Origin of the sequence: Caulobacter sp. (assembly GCF_965279145.1) — a bacterium.
Taxonomy (GTDB): Bacteria; Pseudomonadota; Alphaproteobacteria; order Caulobacterales; family Caulobacteraceae; genus Caulobacter.
The window spans coordinates 1,356,526-1,374,099 of the sequence record NZ_OZ257139.1 but is presented as its reverse complement, the minus strand read 5'-3'; the positions used below and the strand labels follow the sequence as shown (position 1 = coordinate 1,374,099).

Annotated in this window: 13 protein-coding genes and 1 pseudogene; 8 read left to right on the top strand and 6 right to left on the bottom strand. The window is 65.7% G+C overall.

Features of this window, described 5'->3' with window-relative positions; genetic code table 11:
- Positions 1-68: 68 nt before the first annotated feature.
- Genes ACQY9P_RS06355 through ACQY9P_RS06345 form a run of 3 tightly spaced genes read left to right on the top strand, consistent with a single transcriptional unit; the run spans position 69 to position 3,518 of the window.
- Positions 69-1,340 (top strand): O-antigen ligase family protein, encoded by a 1,272-nt coding sequence (locus ACQY9P_RS06355; RefSeq protein WP_421740079.1) that lies wholly within the window; start codon positions 69-71, stop codon positions 1,338-1,340.
- Positions 1,341-1,365: 25 nt separating this feature from the next.
- A complete protein-coding gene (locus ACQY9P_RS06350; protein WP_421740080.1) occupies positions 1,366-2,418 on the top strand; it encodes an acyltransferase family protein in 1,053 nt (350 codons plus the stop codon).
- Positions 2,415-3,518 carry an acyltransferase family protein gene (locus tag ACQY9P_RS06345; RefSeq protein ID WP_421740081.1) on the top strand — a complete coding sequence of 368 codons (1,104 nt, stop codon included), beginning with the start codon at positions 2,415-2,417 and terminating at the stop codon, positions 3,516-3,518. Before ACQY9P_RS06350 ends, ACQY9P_RS06345 begins: the two co-directional genes overlap by 4 nt.
- A gap of 27 nt (positions 3,519-3,545) precedes the next feature.
- On the opposite strand, the gene ACQY9P_RS06340 is transcribed toward ACQY9P_RS06345, so the two are convergent.
- The 3 genes from ACQY9P_RS06340 to ACQY9P_RS06330 are packed head-to-tail and all read right to left on the bottom strand — an operon-like array spanning position 3,546 to position 6,251.
- Positions 3,546-4,382 (bottom strand): aldo/keto reductase, encoded by an 837-nt coding sequence (locus ACQY9P_RS06340; RefSeq protein WP_421740082.1) that lies wholly within the window; start codon positions 4,380-4,382, stop codon positions 3,546-3,548.
- 53 nt (positions 4,383-4,435) lie between these two features.
- On the bottom strand, positions 4,436-5,677 hold the full coding sequence (locus ACQY9P_RS06335; RefSeq protein WP_421740083.1) for an SGNH/GDSL hydrolase family protein: 1,242 nt from the start codon (positions 5,675-5,677) through the stop codon (positions 4,436-4,438).
- Between the two features lies 1 nt (position 5,678).
- Complete coding sequence (locus ACQY9P_RS06330) at positions 5,679-6,251, bottom strand: acyltransferase (RefSeq protein ID WP_421740084.1); 573 nt, start codon at positions 6,249-6,251, stop codon at positions 5,679-5,681.
- 146 nt (positions 6,252-6,397) lie between these two features.
- On the opposite strand from ACQY9P_RS06330, the gene ACQY9P_RS06325 reads away from it, so the two are divergent.
- Together ACQY9P_RS06325 and ACQY9P_RS06320 are read left to right on the top strand one after the other, a co-directional pair.
- On the top strand, positions 6,398-7,798 hold the full coding sequence (locus ACQY9P_RS06325) for a lipopolysaccharide biosynthesis protein (protein WP_421740085.1): 1,401 nt from the start codon (positions 6,398-6,400) through the stop codon (positions 7,796-7,798).
- 148 nt (positions 7,799-7,946) lie between these two features.
- Positions 7,947-9,929 carry a family 16 glycosylhydrolase gene (locus ACQY9P_RS06320; RefSeq protein WP_421740086.1) on the top strand — a complete coding sequence of 661 codons (1,983 nt, stop codon included), beginning with the start codon at positions 7,947-7,949 and terminating at the stop codon, positions 9,927-9,929.
- Here ACQY9P_RS06320 and ACQY9P_RS06315 read toward each other — a convergent pair.
- Positions 9,926-10,415 (bottom strand): annotated as a pseudogene (locus ACQY9P_RS06315) (integrase core domain-containing protein); the annotation flags it as partial. The gene ACQY9P_RS06320 and the pseudogene ACQY9P_RS06315 sit on opposite strands and share 4 nt — an antisense overlap.
- A 358-nt stretch (positions 10,416-10,773) precedes the next feature.
- On the opposite strand from ACQY9P_RS06315, the gene ACQY9P_RS06310 reads away from it, so the two are divergent.
- Positions 10,774-12,036, top strand: coding sequence for a nucleotide sugar dehydrogenase (locus ACQY9P_RS06310; protein WP_421736135.1), 1,263 nt, complete (start codon positions 10,774-10,776; stop codon positions 12,034-12,036).
- 248 nt (positions 12,037-12,284) lie between these two features.
- Entirely contained in the window at positions 12,285-13,529 is a 1,245-nt protein-coding gene (locus tag ACQY9P_RS06305; protein WP_421736134.1) for a glycosyltransferase, read from the top strand.
- A 56-nt stretch (positions 13,530-13,585) separates the two neighbouring features.
- Here the strand turns inward: ACQY9P_RS06305 and ACQY9P_RS06300 are convergent, their stop codons facing one another.
- Both ACQY9P_RS06300 and ACQY9P_RS06295 read right to left on the bottom strand, forming a co-directional pair.
- Positions 13,586-14,899 (bottom strand): Gfo/Idh/MocA family protein, encoded by a 1,314-nt coding sequence (locus ACQY9P_RS06300; protein ID WP_421736122.1) that lies wholly within the window; start codon positions 14,897-14,899, stop codon positions 13,586-13,588.
- On the bottom strand, positions 14,896-16,014 hold the full coding sequence (locus tag ACQY9P_RS06295; RefSeq protein ID WP_421736123.1) for a glycosyltransferase family 4 protein: 1,119 nt from the start codon (positions 16,012-16,014) through the stop codon (positions 14,896-14,898). Before ACQY9P_RS06295 ends, ACQY9P_RS06300 begins: the two co-directional genes overlap by 4 nt.
- A 191-nt stretch (positions 16,015-16,205) precedes the next feature.
- Between ACQY9P_RS06295 and ACQY9P_RS06290 the strand changes: the two genes are divergently transcribed.
- Positions 16,206-17,543: an O-antigen ligase family protein gene (locus tag ACQY9P_RS06290; RefSeq protein WP_421736124.1), complete on the top strand. Its 1,338-nt coding sequence runs from the start codon at positions 16,206-16,208 to the stop codon at positions 17,541-17,543.
- Positions 17,544-17,574: the final 31 nt, after the last annotated feature.

Genomic DNA, 17,574 nt, shown 5'->3' with positions numbered 1-17,574 from the left:
GGCTCTAGGGTTTCACCGCTCGCGGGAGGCGGGCGGTCGGGGGTTTCGATGCTGTCAGAGAATGGGCCATGGTGATCGCCAAGTCGAAGCTGCCGCTGGAGTCGGACTACAACTCGCGCTGGCCCGTGGCGCTGTCGATCGCCGCCGTCTGCCTGCTCGCCGGCGTCTCGGCGGCCTCGAACATCGACTCCTACCTGACCAACGGCCCGGGGCTGGACCTGGCCATCGCCGTGGCGGCGGTCTTCGCGGTCATCGGCTCGGTCTATCCCGCGCCCCGCATGCTGGGGAGCGTGGGCTGGGTGCTGCTCGCCTATGTCGGGGTGACGTTGCTGTCGCTGACCAGCACGCCGGCGGACGTCAGCCCGGAGACGATCCTGCGCTCGGTGTCGACCATCGTGCTGTCTTCGGCGGCGCTGTTGGTCGGCGGGGCGCTGCGCAACCGCGCGAAGGACTATCCCAAGTACCTGATCATCGTGCAGGTCGTCTGCGTGCTGCTGTGCCTGGCCATCGCCGCTGTGGCCCTGCTCAATCCGGCGGGGCGCGAAAAGAACGTACTGGGCGGGGTGATCTTCGCGACCGCCATGTTGAATTTCCTGTGCGGCTATGCGCGCGGAGAGCGCGGCGCGGGGCCTCTGGTGCTGCTGGCGGTGCTGGTGTTGGGCGGCGCCCTGGCGACGGGGCATCGCCTGATGCTGGCCCTGGGCCTGGCCATGCCGCTGGGCGTGGCGTTGCTGAATCTCGTCAAGGTGCGCTGGGCGCGGCTGATTCCCGTCCTGCTGGCGGTCTCCATCGGCGTCGGCGCGATCGCCGTCTACACCCAGTACCAGAAAATCCCGGAGTTCCGGCTGGTGGACGCCGAGGTCAGGAAGCAGACCGGCCGCTCCATGCTTTCGGGCCGCCAGAAGATGTGGGGCTCGATCTCCGAGGCCATCATCGAGGCGCCGCCCTTGGGCTATGGTCCCACGGTCAGGGCCTCTGATGTGACGGGGCGCCCGTTCTCGACCCACAACGCCTTCCTCAATGTCGGGTTGCAGGGCGGCTTTGTCGGCCTGATCGTGGTGTTCGGGCTGGTCGCGGCGATCGGCTATCGAGCGTTTACCGCGCCGGTGGACTCCGCGGGCGTCATCCTGAGCGTCTATCTTGGCGGGGTGCTGGTCCACAATTCGTTCGAGACTGTGCTGTTCACCAACAGCTTCCCGATCGCGGTGCTGACGTGGACAAACCTGGGATTCCTCGTCGCCAGCTGCATGCTCCCCCCCGCGCCGCCCAAGCCCAAACGGGTGCCGGAATACGCCGCGCCGCCGGTGAAGGTCCACGTACGGGGACGCGGTGGCGCTTAGCGACACCTTGCGAGGGGCATCGCCGTTGGTCGCCAATTCCTCACCGCGCGCCGGGCCGCTGCTGTCGATTCAGTATCTACGCGCGATCGCCGCGCTGATGGTCGTGGCGCATCACGCCCGCAATCCGGCGACCTGGCTGTTTAATCCGATGCATGACGCCACGTGGGGGGCGACGGGAGTCGACATCTTCTTCGTGGTCAGCGGCTTCATCATGTTCTGGGCCGCGCGCGACGAAACCGTGGGCGCGTTCGCCTGGCGGCGTTTTTTGCGGATCGCGCCATTCTACTGGGCCGCGACGCTTGTGATGCTAGGCCTGCAGGTGACGACCAAGGGTGAGGCCCTGACCCCGGACCTGATCCGCCATGTGGTCCTGTCGCTGCTGTTCGTTCCCCACGAAAGCCCGCTCGCCCCCGGCGTCTGGCCCTATCTGGTTCCGGGGTGGACGCTGAATTTCGAAGTGTTCTTCTACGCCGTCTTCGCCGTGGGCCTGTTGGTTCGCAGGCCGGCGGCCGCGACCTCCGCGATCATCCTTCTCCTGATGGCGCTTGGCCTGTGGCTCTCCCCCGAAGGCGCGGCGCCGGGGACCTACACCAGCCTCCAGCTGCTGCCGTTCGTGCTGGGCCTCTGGATCGCCGTCGCGGGGGTCTCCGCCACGGCGTCCAAGGCCGCGCCCTTGACCCTGGGCGCGCTTGCGCCGCTCGGGTTCGCCTATCTGGTCTGGGCCGGGAATGCGCCGGACGCGATCGTGGGGCGAGCCATCGCCGCTGCGGCCGTCGTCCTGGGCGCCGTCGCGCTCGAGCCGCGCCTGCCGCGCTGGCCGGCTATGAAGCTACTGGGCGACGCGAGCTATGCGATCTACCTGACTCACACCCTGACCCTGCCGGTTGTCCAGATCGTGCTGAAGCGGGCCCCGCTGACGGGTCCGGTTCAGTTTGCGATCGTGATGGTCGTCTCGATCGTGATCAGCGCGGCGGTGGGCGTCGCCGTCCACAAGCTGGTGGAGAAGCCCTTCCTGCGTTGGGCCACCGCGCGCCAGGCCGGGGCCGGCCTCTTGTCGAGAAACGAGGCCGGGTCATGACTCAGCAAGCTGTCGTTGAGACGCGCGGCGACCGTGGCGGCGTGCTCAAGAACGTCCAGGTCCTGCGCGCCATCGCCGCCTACTTGGTGGTTTTCTATCACGCGCGAGTGCTGACGCCGATCGAGAGCGTCATGCCCGTCGATTTCGGCAACGCCGGGGTCGATATCTTCTTCGTCATCAGCGGCTTCATCATTGCGCATGTCAGCCGGCAGGGCGATTTCGGGCGACCGGGCGCGTTCATGGCCAAGCGAGTTGTCCGCATCGCGCCGATCTACTGGCTCATCACGCTTTTCCTGTTCGCGATGGCCCTAGTCACTCCGGGGCTTGCCGGCGCGGCCGGGCCGCCGACCGGGGCGATGTTGATCAAGTCCCTGCTGTTCATCCCCTATTTCGACGGTTCGGGCGCCGTCCATCCGGTCCTGTTTGTCGGCTGGACCCTGAACAACGAGATGTTCTTCTACCTGGTGTTCGCGGCGGCTCTGCTGATCCGGCGCGAGGTGTTGCGCCTGGCCGTCGTCAGCGCGGCGCTTCTGGCTCTTGTCGGTCTGGGCCTGGTGTCGCCGCCCCGTGGGGCCCCGATGCAGACCTACACCGATCCCCTGATGATCGAGTTCGTCGCGGGGATGTGGCTGAGTCTGGTCTATCGCCTTCGCTCCCCCGCCGGGCCCCTATCGGCTGGCCGCCGCATCAGCCTCCTTCTGCTGGGCGCCACGATGTTCGGCGTTCTGGTTCTGGGCGACAGCGCGTGGCCTCACCTACATCGGGTGGTCAAATGGGGTCTCCCGGCGATCGCCATCATGGCCGTGGCGCTATGGCTGGAGCAGCCGTCGGCGTCGGCGTCGGCGGGATGGAGAATTCCGCTTCTGCTGGGAGAAGCCAGCTACTCCATCTACCTGACCCATCCGTTCGTCATAAAGGCGGCGGATCTGGTCCGGGGGCGACTGCCCGATTTGGGACCGGCGCTCGACGCGACGCTGCTGGTCCTGGTGTTGATCTCGGTCGGAGTCGCAGGCGTGATGACTCATCTGCTGCTTGAGAAGCCGATCCTCGCCGCCTTGCGTCCTGTTCTCAAACCTCGAGTGGCGCGCGGTTCGACTTGAGCCTGGCCCTGCGCATGGGCGCTCGTCTTAGCTCCGGATCGTCGCTACCAACTCGCGCATGTGCTTGCGGCTTGAAACGCCGGCCAGCACGCAGTCGATGATCGGAAAGGTCGCGGCTCTCGCGACCGCCTGAGGCGGCGAGAGGTCGGGCTGAAACCGCATCACCTCACGGGCGAAGACGACGGCGCCGCACGCGCGCACGGCTTGTTCAAGGGGAGAGCCCGCGATCGCCTCGATCAGGTCGAGCGGGATCTGGAGAATCGACAGTCCCGGCATGGCGAGCGCCAGCCGGAGCTCTTCCTCGGTGTCGACCGAAACGCCCCAGTGGCGGACGAGGCCTTGCTTGGCCAGCCCGGCCAGGGCCTCTGGGACGGCGCCGTCGGAAAGCACGGGCGCGCGCGGGCCATGCAGCATCAGGCCGTCGATGCAATCCATCCCCAGCCGGCGTAGCGACGCTTTCAGGGTCGGTGCGAAGGTCTCGGGCCGGTAGTCGTCTGGATCCATCGACGAGTCGCGCGCTTGGGTGACCGCCGCGCGCCCGCCCTTCGGCAGAACGGCCTTGATCAGGGGTTTCACGGGCCGAAGCAGCCGCATCTTCATCGAGAACCGTTTGCCCAGCTTGGTCACGACGAAAGCCTGCTCACTCCGTCCCTTGAGCAGGCGTCCCAGTTCCCGTTCGCTGTCGCCCTGGCCATAGATGTTGGCCGTGTCGAAGACGGTGACTCCCAGGTCCAAGGCCTCGGCCAGCATGACCCGGGTCTCCGCGATCGGCGTGTCGTTGTTGAAGGACCCGATTCGGCTGCAGCCAATGCCCAGGCGTGATATCGGCTTGCCGGACAGTTGGCGAAGAGGGGGGGCGGACATGACGTTCCTTGCGTGGAAAGGGCGGGTGTTCAAGGCGGCGCCGCGCGCCGGCCCTAGGTCATCTTGGTCAGGCGCTCAGCGAACGCCTTGGCGATAGCCTGGGCCAGATCGCGGCACTCGTCCTCGTTCGGGTGCGTCCTATCGACCGTGCGGTCGCCACGAATTCTCGGCAGCCCGAGCGCGAAGAGATCCAGAACCACCGTGCGGTCATCCCCACCCGCAAGGGCCGCGTCTCGGGCGGCGGCGTTGCGTGACGGCGAGACGACCGCGCCGTCGGCGGAGAAGCTGGACAGGAACAACTTGATCGCCTCTGGGTGTCGTTCTGAAGCCGCCTTGACGCCCTTGGCGACATTGCCTCGGATCAACGCCTCGGGCGACCGCCAGTCATTGACTGAGCCATAGAGAACCACGAGATCTAGAGGCCCGAAGCGGTCGAGGTCGCCCAGAAGGATGCGATCCAACTGCGTACGGCCGGCCTGTGCGGCGACCCACCCTTGCGAACCGACGCCCGAGGCGACGATGTTTCGAACGCCGAGCGCCTCGCCGAGCCTATGCGGGAGTCCCGAGCGGCGCGTTCGGCCGTTATAGCCTTGTGCGTAGCTGTCGCCGAGCATGACGGCCCGGATTTCGGCGGGATCGACCGGCGGGGCGGTTATGTTGGCTCGGGCATCGACATTGAAGCCGTACAGATAGATCGCTTCGCCAAAGAAGATTTCGACAAGAGCGTTTTTCACCGGGCTGGGGAAGGTAACCTGCACGACGGCGACCTGCTCGGTCTGGCTGACGCTGTCCTCCGCTTGTGTCCACTGACCGTTGATCCGGATGAGAAAACGCTTCGGACCTCCGTAGTAGTAGCCGTTGAGCGCGAAGTCGAAGCCATAGCCCGAGAACAGGAAGGCGATACCCCATCCATTGGAGAAGCCACTCACGGGGCCGCCGCCCGCGTCATGGCTGATGTAGCCGGCGGTGAACGCGGCTGGATCCCGTGGCATCTGTCGGAGATTGCCCGAGACTTGACGCAGCAGCGGACTATCGGGGCGGATCATCGGCTTCATTTCGCTGCGATAGACGCCCGAGATCGTCGATCCCGCCCAGTCCGGTTTGGCGACTATCGACGGCGGTGACGCCATGACCGTCGTGGGTTTGGCCGACTTGACGCCATTCAGCAGCTTGCGCGCCGCCGCGTTCCCTGGCGCCGCACGCGCCAGGTAGGGCCTCGCGAGCGCAGCGCCGACCAGCGAAACCGTAGTCAGGCCCTTCAGGACCCGACGTCGGAGAAGAGGATCAAAAGTCATTTCACGCGAAGCCCGGCCTGGAGTGGACCACACGCGCTGGCGCACCGACGGCCACCGACCCCGGCGGTAGATCCTTGGTCACGATCGATCCTGCGCCAATCACGCATCCGTCGCCGATCGTCACGCCGGCCAGAACGATGGCGCGGCAACCGATCCATACATCGCGGCCGATCACGATATCGCGCTCCTTCATCGGCTGGGCATTGACGGGTGAGCCGCGATTGTAGTCGTAGGTCGCGGCGGTGATGAGCACCTCGGGACCGAGCAGCACGTCGTCGGCCAATCGAATCTCGCTTGTGGAAGGTCCTGCCCAGATGTGGCAGCGCGGGCCGATATTGACCCGACTTCCAAGGCTGATCCGCTCGCCGTGCGCGAAGTTGACATCCGGCGCGATCGCACAGTCGGCGCCCATCCTGACCTTGCGCCGCGGGACGACGTGGGTGTGATTGTAGTAGTTCACGATCCGGATAAGATGCAAATAGGCGCGGGGGTCCAGAGCCCCGAGGACAAGCCGAAGGAGTCTTCGCGACTTGGACATCTTCGGGCTGAACACTTCGTGGACTTCGTGGGTCATTTTTTGACGTTGAATCTTTCGCTAGAGGTCCGCATCACGGCCCGACCAGCATGCGCTGGTCAACAGCACGATTACTATCGGATAGTTCGGCGCCCGGCGCCACACGTGGCGTATGAGCGCGCGGCGCCTCGACACGCGGACGCTCGATGAACCAAGTTCAGGACCTGCCTTCTGGTCGCCTTGCTCGCGCCGCTGCGCGACTGGGGCCGCTGCTGTTGCTGTTCGGTGGCACCTTTGGTTCGGCGGGGTTCGCCTTCGCAACGCAACTCCTGCTGGCCCGCGCGCTTAGCGTGGCCGACTATGGTCATCTCGCCACGGTGCTCGCCGCCGTGAATCTGCTGTCGCCGATCGCCACCTTCGGCGTGAACTGGTTCTGGGTGCAGGCGTTCGGGGCGGAGGGGCGCGGGGGCTATCGATGGGTGTGGCCGTCGGTTAAGCTGCTCGCGGTAACCAATCTTGCCAGCCTTGTGGGCTTGGCGGTCTATTTCCTGTTCTTCGCCCAGATCGGGATGGATCGTCCCTGGGGGGTGGTGCCGCTATGCGCCTTGATGCTTCTGGGCCAGTGTGGCGTCGAGATCATTTCCGTAAAGCACCAGCTCGAAGAACGCTTCGGCCGATTGGCGATCTGGCAGTCGGTTTCGCAGGTCGGTCGCTTTCTGATCGCCGCCCTGCTGATGCTGGCCCATGCGCTTACCCTTGACGCGGTGCTCCTCGGGTACGCCGCGATCGGCCTGTTGCTTCTGGCCCAAACTCTGTTGGTCGTCTGGCAGTTCGTGCATGGCCATGTCAGGCTAGCGGGGCACGTCGCGCCCACTGAGGGGGCGGCCGACGTCAAGAGGCGTCCGCCGAGCATGCTCGAGACCGGGCGACGCGCCTTCCCGTTCGCCCTGATCACGATCTTCTATATCGTCTACTTCCAGAGCGTGATCCTGATCATCTCCGCCGTGCTTGGGCCCGAGCAGACGGCGATGTTCAACAGCGCGCTCCTGATCATCGCCGCGATCCATCTGGTGCCGAACATAATCTTCACCAAATTCCTCATGGGGCGCATCTGTCGATGGGCCGAGCATGACGCCGCCGCCTTTCGGGGAGTTCTGCATCTTTCGGTCGCGACCATGGCGATCATCGGCCTTGTCGGAATGGTCTGCACGGCGTTGGGGGCCCGCTATGCGATGCCGTTGATCTTTGGTCCCAAGTACGCCGCCGCAGCCACCGTCCTTGCCTGGCTTTCGCTGACCATTCCCCTGCGGTTCGTGCAAAGCGCCTACAGCGCCGTATTGGTCCAGGGACAGAATGTGCATCGCCGCGTCACCTATGCGGGGATCAGCGCAGTCGCCAGCGTGGCGATCAACATCGTCCTCCTTCCGGTGTGGGGTTTGCCTGGCGCGGTGATCGCCGCGATCGCGTCCGAGTTCATCTTGCTAGCTCTGAACGCATGGGGTGTGGGTCGACACGTCGCGGGGATTAAGCTGTCGCACACCTTTAGTATAACAGAGTTACGCCAATGCGTTACCGAAGTTGTTAGGGCTGAGTGGAGTAAAACATGAAGTTTTTTAAATATTAACTTCAAAATATTTGCAATTTGTTTATGGTAAATTCTAGGTTTACCGATCTTGCATAGAGCTTTTTAGCCGCGTTGATCAGACCTATATTCACAGATCGATAATAACTTCTCCCTTGAACGGGAGATTTAGCATGACATCGTCGGCCACCGCGGTTCTGACCTTCAGTGACGATTTCAACAATCTGAGCCTCTGGAACGGCAGCCAGGGTACGTGGGAAACCTCCTATTATTGGCAGGGCACCGCCAACGGTTCGCGCTTTCCGGGCGAGCAAGAATGGTACATCGACTCCCGTTACGCGCCGACCAGCAGCGTGAAGCCCTGGACGGTGAAGGACGGGGTCCTGACGATCACTGCTACAGCCACGGACCCCTCGATCGCGTCGCTGGTCAACAACTCAGCCTACACGTCCGGCCAGCTCAACACCGCGCACAGCTTCAGCCAGACATACGGCTACTTTGAGATCCGGGCTCAGATGCCGGCGGGGAAGGGTGCGTGGCCCGCCTTCTGGCTGGTCAACGCCGATATGACGAACTCGTACGAGCTCGACGTCATGGAGATGATCGGCCAGGATCCGACAAAGCTGATCACCACTCTGCACGACAACACGTCAAGTGGAATGACCACGGGTCAGTCGGCCTTCCTCACCGACATGACGGCCGGTTTCCACACCTATGGCGTCGATTGGACCAAGGACGACATCACCTGGTACTTCGACGGCGTGCCGGTTTACAAGATCGCCACCCCGGCCGGCATGAACACGCCGATGTTCATGATCCTGAATCTGGCGATCGGTGGCCCCATGCCCGGTGATGTCGACCCGAGCCAGTTCAAGACCGCCCAGTTGCTGGTCGACTATGTCCACGTCTACTCGTCGAAGCCGGACGACAGCGTCCTGAACGCCGTTTCCGGCGTCACCGCGAGCGCTAAGACGGCCGTGGCCAGCGCCCTGACCAAAGCCGTCAGCACCGTGATGGGCACGGACGGCGACGACCTCTACCTTTACGGGACCAGTGGCGTCGACGAAATCTACGGCGGTAAGGGTAACGATGGGATCTACGGCGGCGCCGGAAACGATAAATGGCTGTCCGGCGGCGACGGCAACGACCGCATTTATGGCGGAGACGGCGACGATGGGATCACGGGCGACAACGGCGACGACACGCTGTACGGCGACGGCGGCGTCGACGAAATCTACGGCGGCATGGGTAACGATGTGATCTACGGCGGCGCCGGAAACGACAAATGGCTGTCCGGCGGCGACGGCAACGACCGCATTTACGGCGGAGACGGCGACGATGTGATCTCGGGCGATAACGGCGCCGACACGCTCTCCGGCGACGGCGGCGCGGATTCTATCTTTGGCGGCGCCGGCGACGACCTCATCTATGGCGGCGACGGCGCCGACACCTGGCTGTCTGGCGGCGACGGCGCCGACACCATCTATGGCGGCGCGGGCAATGACACGTTGAGCGGCGGCGCGGGCAGCGACACCCTGAACGGCGATGCCGGCGACGACCTCCTCTATGGCGACGCCGGAGACGACATCATCAACGCCGGCAACGGCAATGACTACTGCGCAGGCGGCGACGGCAATGACACCCTGAACGGCGAGGGTGGCGACGACGTCTTGTATGGCGAAGCCGGCGACGACATCATCAACGCCGGCAACGGCAATGACTACCTCTCGGGCGGCGACGGCAATGACCGCCTCTACGCCAGCTTTGGCGACGACACCATGGATGGCGGGGCCGGCAATGACCGGTTTTTCGGCAACGAAGGCGCGGACAAGATGACCGGCGGCGCCGGTAATGATGCCTTTGTATACACCTCCGCCCTGTCGGACACGACGGTCGCCAGGCCGGACACCATTATGGACCTGAGCGCTGGCGATACGATCGATGTGCGGGCCTTCGACGCCAACACGCTGGTCAGCGGGGATCAGGCGTTCCAGATTGTTACCGCGTTCAGCAACAAGCCGGCCGAACTCCTGATCAGCTACGACGCCGGCGCGAACATCACCACGGCTTCTTTCGACGTGAACGGCGACGGCAAGGCGGACGCGATGCTGCTGCTCGTCGGCAATCAGACCAATTTCAGCGGCTGGCTTCTCTAGATATTTAGTCCCGGACGTTGAGGGATTGGATGGGCCTTGAATCTGGCGGGCTCTTTTGTCCAGATTTCGCAGACGTATTCGTAGGGGGTGAGGCCCTGCAGGGTCTTGAGGCGGCGAGCGAAGTTGTAGGCGTCGATGAAGTCGCCGAGGCGGGACGAAGCTGGTCGTGGATCTCGCAGTAGAAGCGTTTGACGGTCGGTTATTTGATGGTCTTGTTCATCCGCTCGACCTGGCCGTTGGTCCCGGGATGCTTGGGCTTGTGAGGCGATGATCGGTGTCGGCCTGGACGCAGGCCAGCTCGAAGCCATGGGCCCGGACCGGCTCGCCGCGCTAAAGGGCCAGCTTGATCTCGGGGACCGCTGAGCCACCGGCGGCTGGCGTGGTGAAGTGCGCGCCATTGTCGGTCAGCACGGTGTAGATCTTGTAGGGCGCAGCCGCAGTGAGGTGGCGCAGGAAGTCCCCGGCGATGCGTCTGCTGGCCTTTTCGGCCCGGCAGGAAATCCTTGATCCGATCCCATTTGTCGTCCTGCGGGCCATAGCGTCGCGTCAGCCGGCCCCTACGAGTCAGACAATCACCGGTTTGGGAATTCCCCAACGAAACACAGGCCCTAGCCAAACTTCGTAAAGAATATTTTTGCGTCCTGTCATTGGGGCCGGCATCTTCGTTGGAGTCGCCACAAATCGGGTCATCCCATAGTCTGAACGCCTGCGCGTACGCAAGGTCGCGCTATTGTTGTTGCAATGGCCAGAAGGCATTTGTTGACAGATCAGACTTATGCCAAATGACACTCGGCGCTACTCGTACGCCAAGCTCTCGTGACATATTGGTAGAGACGGGGATTTTATGAAGATCGGTATTTTCGGTCTTGGCTATGTTGGCTTGACCGCCGCAGCCTGCCTCACCAAGAGCGGCCATGAGATCGTGGGTTTCGATGTCAGCGAACAGAAGCTGGCGACGGTCATGGCCGGCAAGTCGCCGATCAGCGAACCGGGCCTGGAGGAGCTGATCGCCACCGCCGTGGCCGACGGCAAGCTGACCTGCTTCTCGGCCATCGAGAACCGCCTGGCCGATTGCGACATGGCCATCGTCTGCGTGGGCACGCCCAGCGCCCCGGACGGTTCGCACAACATGAGCTATATCGCCGAGGTGTCGCGCCAGATCGCCACGGCGGTCGACAAGGACCGCAGCCGGCCGCTGACCGTGGTCTATCGCAGCACGATCCGCCCCGGCACGCTGGAAGAGCTGGTCTATCCGATCTTCAGGCGGGTGATGGGCGACAAGGTCGGCGTCATCGAGCTGGTCTACAATCCGGAGTTCCTGCGGGAATCCAGCGCCATCAAGGACTATTTCTCGCCGCCCAAGATCGTCATCGGCACTCATGACGGCAAGCCCAACAAGAACATGGACATCGTCAACGAGGGCCTGGACGCCCCGGTGTTCTACGTGGGCTATCGCGAGGCGGAGTTCACCAAGTTTGTGGACAACACCTTCCACGCCCTGAAGGTGGCCTTCGCCAACGAGGTCGGTCGGGTCTGCGTGCGCCTGGGCATCAGCGCGACCAAGGTCCACGAGATCTTCATCTCCGACACCAAGCTCAACATCTCGCCCTACTACATGCGTCCGGGCGGCGCCTTCGGCGGCTCGTGCCTGCCCAAGGACGTGCGGGCGCTGCAATATATCGCCGGCGATGTCGGCGCCTCGGCCCACGTGGTCGACTCGCTGATCCGCAGCAACGAGGCTCACAAGCATTTCCTCTTCGAGATGTGCGTCAAGGACCTGGCCGAAGGCGCGCGCGTGCTGATGCTGGGGGTGTCCTTCAAGAAGGACAGCGACGACCTGCGCGAGAGCCCCAACATCGACCTGGCCCGCAAGTTCCTGCAGGGCGGCTACAAGCTGTCGATCCTGGACCCCTTCGTGGAGCCCAAGAACCTGCTGGGCCAGAACCTGGGTTACTCGTTCCAGCACCTGCCCGACCTTGGCGAGCTGCTGATCGACCAACAGACCGCCGAGGCTACGGAGTTTGATCTGGTCGTCGACACCTCCGCCCGCTCCAAGGGCTTGGCGCTGAAGACCAAGCGTAAGATCGACATCGGCGCCCTGGCCTAGACGGCGCTCCCGGAAGGCCATCCCGGGGGCCTTGGATCAGATCACGAGACATTTTCGGTGCGACAGCCTTTTCTGGTCTGTCGGAAAAGGGACCTGGCGCGTTAGGGTCGTCCGCACAAGCTTGACCCAGACGCGCTCTGGAACCGGTTCTTTCAAGGGGGCGGCGGTCGTTGCCAACGGACCTACCAAAGCAGATGTGCTGCGACGCGGCTCCGCGACCGCTGAACATTGCGTTCGCCTATAGCCGCGTGCCTTTTCCGATGATGCGGGGCGACCAACTGACGGTCGCCCACCTGCTCAGCTTCCTCAAGGCGCGCGGCCATAACGTCGATTTTTTCACCCTGAACGTGGGTGGGGAGATGAACGACAAGCAGGAGGCTTGGCTGCGCGGCGTCTGCCGCAACGTGAACCTCTACTCCCATTCCCTCCTCCGGGCGGCCTGGGGCGTGGCGCGGGCCCTGCTCAGGGGGCAGCCTCTGCAGGTGGGCTTCTTCCGCAACGGCAAGATGGAGCGAGCGGTCTCCAGCGCCGTCAAGCGCGGCGAATACGACGTCGCCTATGTCTACTACATCCGCAGCGCCCCGGTGGTGCGAGGCCTCTTCCACTCCAAGAAGGCCAGCCTCATCCAGGGCCGGCGCGTGGTGTCCTTCCTGGCCATGCAGCTGTCGCAGACGCTGAACACCGAGCGCATCTTCCGCAACGAGACGGGCCTGGCCAAGCGCTTCATCTACTGGATCGAGTGGCGCCTGCTGCGTCGCTTCGAGGCCCACGTCTGGAAGGACTTCACGCGCAGCGTGCTCATCGGGCCGCGCGATGTGGAGGCGATCAAGGACGTCTGCGCCGCCGAGGGGCTGGCGCCGATCGACAACTGGGTCTACGGCGCCCACGGCACCAACACCGACCGCTTCCTGCCCGCAGCCCCCGAGGAGCTGGTTCCCGGACGCGTCGTGTTCTCGGGCAGCATGCTCTACAAGCCCAACATCCAGGCCATCCAGTGGTTTCTCGAGACCTGCTGGCCCCAGGTGCGGGCCGCCGTCCCCGACGCCGAACTGATCATCCAGGGCCGCGACCCCGTGGCGGAAATCCGCGCCCTCGACGGTCGCGACGGCGTCACGGTGACCGGCTCGGTGCCGGACGTGGGTCCGATCATCCGTTCGGCCACCGTCTGCGTTAACCCGGTGCGCGCCGCCGGGGGCATGCAGAACAAGCTGATCGAGTACATGGCCTCGGCCAAGGCCGTAGTGGCCACCAGCGTCTCCAACGAGGGCATCCAGGCCCCGGCGGGCACCCTGGTCATCGCCGACGATCCGGAGGCCTTCGCGGCGGGGGTGATCCGATTCCTGCAGGCGCCGGACCAGGCGGTCGCCATGGGCCAGGAGGCCCGGCGCTACGTTCTGGAGAACTGGACCTGGGAGGCCCATTTCCTCAAGCTCGAACAGGCGCTTTACGACGCCCTGGACCACGACGGCCACACCCCGCCGGCCATGGCATAAGCTGTTGAAATAGAGCCCTTGCCGATCTGATTGAAACCATCAGATCGGCAAGGACTCTAGCGCCGGTGCAAGGCCGCCACCAACCCACCCAGGGCCGCCTCCAGCCGGCGGGGGCGATAGGCGGCCCGATAGTCCGGCTGGCCCGCGATCATGTCGGGCAGGGGCTCGAGGGGAACAAAGCGGGTGGTCGGGATCACCGGACCGGCGCCGGCGCCGGCCCGATGGATCAGCAGGGTGACCTCGTTGAGATGCGCCAGGAAGTCGGGCGGGGTCGGCTGGGGGCGGCCCTCCCGCAGGGCCCGGACCATCTCGGCCACCCCCAGCAGCTTGTCCTGGGCGTAGACCTCGCGGCGGCGCAGCCAGCTGACGAACCGGTGCTTGAGCGAACGCCCCACGCCCCGCTCGGCCTCGACGCCATGGGATTTCCAGCGCCGCACCAGCTTCAGGCGTCGCCCCCCCAGGCCAAACAGGCGGCCGATCAGCGGTTGGGTGCGCAGGGTGTAGGCCTTGCGCGCGCTCAGGCTGACCCGCGAGAACCGCTCCAGGCGCACCGGGGACTGGTCGTGGAACACGTTGTCGACGCTGATCGCCCCGGCCTGGCCGATCACCGTGAAGCTGTGGTCGCGCGGGGCGACCCAGCTGCAGGTCACCCGCGCCGAAACCCCGTCCGCGAAGGTCAGGCACGCCACCGACAGATCGGGGGTGTCGGCCGGGTCCAGAGGCGTGTCGGTCTTGTGCGCGATCAGGCAGGTGGAGAAGGCCGCCACCGACAGCACCGGCCCAAACAGCGCGCACAGCCACAGCAGGTGGTAGCCGACATGTTCGACCGTGCAGCCCTCCTGCAGCTCCTCGACATAGGGGAACGGCGCGCCGGTCGGGCTGCGCACGGTCTCCAGGCCCATCAGGTGGGCGGGATTGTCGTCCAGCTCGGCGTAGACCAGCACCGGTTTACCGACCGCGCCGTCCCGCACGGCCTTCCAGACCGTGGCCACCGCGTCGCTGTAGAGGTTGCAGGGGGCGCCGGTGAACACCAGGCCGCAGGCCTGGGCCAGGGCGAACAGCGCCTGGGTCTGGGCCAGGTCCGTGGTCAGGGGCTTTTCGGAATAGACGTGTTTGCCCGCCTCCAGGGCGGCCCGGACCACGGCGTGGTGCGCGCCGATGCTGGTAAGGTTGACGACGATCTCGACCGCCGGATCGGCCAGCAGCGCTGCGTAGCTGTCATAGACCCTCAGGCCGTAATGGCGGGCGACGACGGCCGAGCGCGCCAGATCGATGTCGAAGACACCGCAGATCTCCAGCTCGGGATGGGCCCATTGGCTGCGCATATAGATGTCGAAGACGTAGCCGCAGCCGACGAAGGCGATTTTCATTCGGGTCTCTCGGAAGGTTGGGCGCCGGCGCGGACGGCCAGGAGGCGGGCGTAGAGATCGGCGAAGGCCTGGGCCTGGCGGGCCGGCGAGAAGGTCTCTTCGGCGAAGCGGCGGCCGGCCTGGGCCAAGGCCGCGCGCGGCTCGGGCGCGGCCAGGAGCTCGCCCAGGATCTTGGCGAAGCCCGCCGCCTCGCCCGCCGGGGCCAGACGGCCGGTCTGACCGTCGTGGACGATCTCGATATTGCCCTCGACCCGCGAGGCCGCCACGCAGACGTCCAGCAGCATGGCCTCGGCCAGGGAGATCGGCAGCCCCTCCCACAGCGAGGGCAGGACGCAGACGCGCGCCTGGGCCAGCCAGGCCAGGGCCTCGGCCCGGGGCATGGCCGGCAGCAGGGTGACCTGGGCCTCCACGCCCCGGGCGAGAATCCGCTCACGCAGAGCCCCCTCCAGGGGGCCGCCGCCGACCACGAGCAGGCTGGGCCGGGCCGGGCGCATGGCCGCCAGGATGTCGGGCAGGATCAGGGGATCCTTCTGGGGGTGCAGGCGGCCGACGAAGGCCAGGTCGAACCGGCGCTGGGCGTCGGGAACGGCCAGGCCCGGCGGAACCGAAACCCCGTTGTGGATCAGGACAGCGCGCCCCGCGCCCAGCAGGCGCTCCTGGCGCGCGCTCGCCTCATCGCCCGAGGACACGAAGGTCGTGGCCTCGGCCCGCCGGATGCAGAAGCGCTCGGCCTCGCGCCCCAGCCAGCGGAGCGGCGCGGGCTTGCGGCGATAATGGAAGCCATGGACCGTATAGACCAGCGGCGGACGCTCCGAGCGCCTCATCAGGGCCGCCGGCAGGGCCGAGCGAGCGCCGTGGGCGTGGATCAGGTCGATCCGCTCCTGCGCCGCCAACCGGGCGATCTGGCCCGCCAGGCGCAGCCCGGCGGCCCGGCTGGCGAAGTCCAGCCCGACGGTCCTCAGGCCTGCGGCCGGTCCCTGGGCGTGCAGAGGGCTGTCGGCCTGGGTGACGATGAGAGGCTCGACGCCCCACGGCGCCATCTGGGCGCAGAGCGTCTGGACCATGGTGGGCCCGCCGCCCGGCGCGCCGTCGGCGATGACATGCAGGACCCGCATCCCCCGGATCCCTGCCTCAAAACTGCTCGACGCCATCAAAACACCACACCCCTCGCCGAAACGGTCGGCGACGCACGCGCAAGATCAGGCTTGGATATACATGGGGCGTCAACCTGTTGCGGCGTAGTCGATAGAGCGCGCGCGAATCTGGTCGCGCGCCCGCCCTTCGATCTTCAAGTGATCATGCAGCCATGAGCAGCGCGCTCCTCAGCACCGAGCCGACGACCGGGGGGCTCCTGGCCGATGGCGGCTGGTCGACGCGGCTGCGCCTTCTGGGCCTGGCGTTCCTGCTGCTGATGATCAGCAACCCCTGGGAATTCCTCATCAAGGGCATCGTCCCCGGCGCGGCCAGCCTGACCGATCCCAGCACCTCGCGCGCCATCTACGCCAACGCCCACCTGCAGATGGCCCTCAAGGGCGGCATCCTCCTGGCCCTGGGCGGCCTGGCGGCCTGGCGATGGCGCGCGGCCCTGCGCATGCCGCCGCGCTTTCCGCTCCTGTGCGCCTTCTATCTCTATGTCGCCTGCTCGGTGCGCTGGTCGGAGACCCCCGGCAACTCGATCACCGACGTGATCTACCTGACCACGGCCCTGCTGGCCGGGGTGGTGCTGGTGGTCTGGTGTGACGAGCTCAGCGTCGCCAGGGTGATCGGCTACACCGGCCTGCTGATCGCCGGCTTCTCCCTGCTGACGATCCTGGCCCTGCCGCTCTACGGCGTCCACGGCGCCGAGGAGGCGTCCCAGGGCGGCCACGCCGGCGCCTGGCGCGGCGTCTACACCCACAAGAACGCCCTGGGCCAGATCATGGCGGTGTTCTTCATCATCTATGCCGTCAAGGGCCGGGAACTGCTGGGCGCGCGCTGGATCCAGTACCTGGCCATGGCCCTGACCCTGCTGCTGGTGCTCAAGAGCCGCTCGGCCTCGGCCTTCGTGCTCGTGGGCCTGTGCGGCGCGGCCTACGGGGTCTTCTTCCTCATGCAAGGCTTGGCGCGCGTGGTCTGCCTGATGCTCGCGCCGCCGCTGCTGGTCATGGGCCTGGCCCTCAAGGACGTTGCGCTCCAGGCCCTGGGGCGCGGATCGGACTTCTCCGGACGCACCGAGATCTGGAGCGCGGCCTACCGGATGTTCATCCAGCAGCCCCTGTTCGGCTACGGCTACGGCTCGGCCAGCGTCGGAGGGCTCACGCCCTACATCATCGCCCGCTTCCACGCCCAGAACACCCACAACGGCTATATCGACCTGGCCCTGAGCGCCGGCCTCGTCGGATCCCTGCTGCTCTATGGAGCCGTAGCCTGGGCCATCGCCCGCGCGGCGACCGCCCGCGGGCCCCATGTGAGCCTGCTGACCCAGGTGTGCGTGATCTTCCTGATCGGCTGGGGCGCGGCGGCGCTGTCGGAGGTGTCCCTGCGCCCGAACCTGCCGATGGGCGCCCTCGGCTTCGCTATCCTCGTGGTGATGTCTACCCTGACCCGACGGCGCGGCGAGAGCGTTGAATATAGGCGCCCCGCCGATGGCGATGGCGCTTTTTAGCACCCGGGCGACCCGCTCCCGCCTCATGGCG

Coding starts and splice junctions, on each gene's coding strand:
- ACQY9P_RS06355 (WP_421740079.1), top strand. CDS start 69: ATGGTGATCGCCAAGTCGAAGCTGCCGCTGGAGTCGGACTACAACTCG.
- ACQY9P_RS06345 (WP_421740081.1), top strand. CDS start 2,415: ATGACTCAGCAAGCTGTCGTTGAGACGCGCGGCGACCGTGGCGGCGTG.
- ACQY9P_RS06340 (WP_421740082.1), bottom strand. CDS start 4,382: ATGTCCGCCCCCCCTCTTCGCCAACTGTCCGGCAAGCCGATATCACGC.
- ACQY9P_RS06335 (WP_421740083.1), bottom strand. CDS start 5,677: ATGACTTTTGATCCTCTTCTCCGACGTCGGGTCCTGAAGGGCCTGACT.
- ACQY9P_RS06330 (WP_421740084.1), bottom strand. CDS start 6,251: ATGACCCACGAAGTCCACGAAGTGTTCAGCCCGAAGATGTCCAAGTCG.
- ACQY9P_RS06325 (WP_421740085.1), top strand. CDS start 6,398: ATGAACCAAGTTCAGGACCTGCCTTCTGGTCGCCTTGCTCGCGCCGCT.
- ACQY9P_RS06320 (WP_421740086.1), top strand. CDS start 7,947: ATGACATCGTCGGCCACCGCGGTTCTGACCTTCAGTGACGATTTCAAC.
- ACQY9P_RS06310 (WP_421736135.1), top strand. CDS start 10,774: ATGAAGATCGGTATTTTCGGTCTTGGCTATGTTGGCTTGACCGCCGCA.
- ACQY9P_RS06300 (WP_421736122.1), bottom strand. CDS start 14,899: ATGAAAATCGCCTTCGTCGGCTGCGGCTACGTCTTCGACATCTATATG.
- ACQY9P_RS06295 (WP_421736123.1), bottom strand. CDS start 16,014: ATGCGGGTCCTGCATGTCATCGCCGACGGCGCGCCGGGCGGCGGGCCC.
- ACQY9P_RS06290 (WP_421736124.1), top strand. CDS start 16,206: ATGAGCAGCGCGCTCCTCAGCACCGAGCCGACGACCGGGGGGCTCCTG.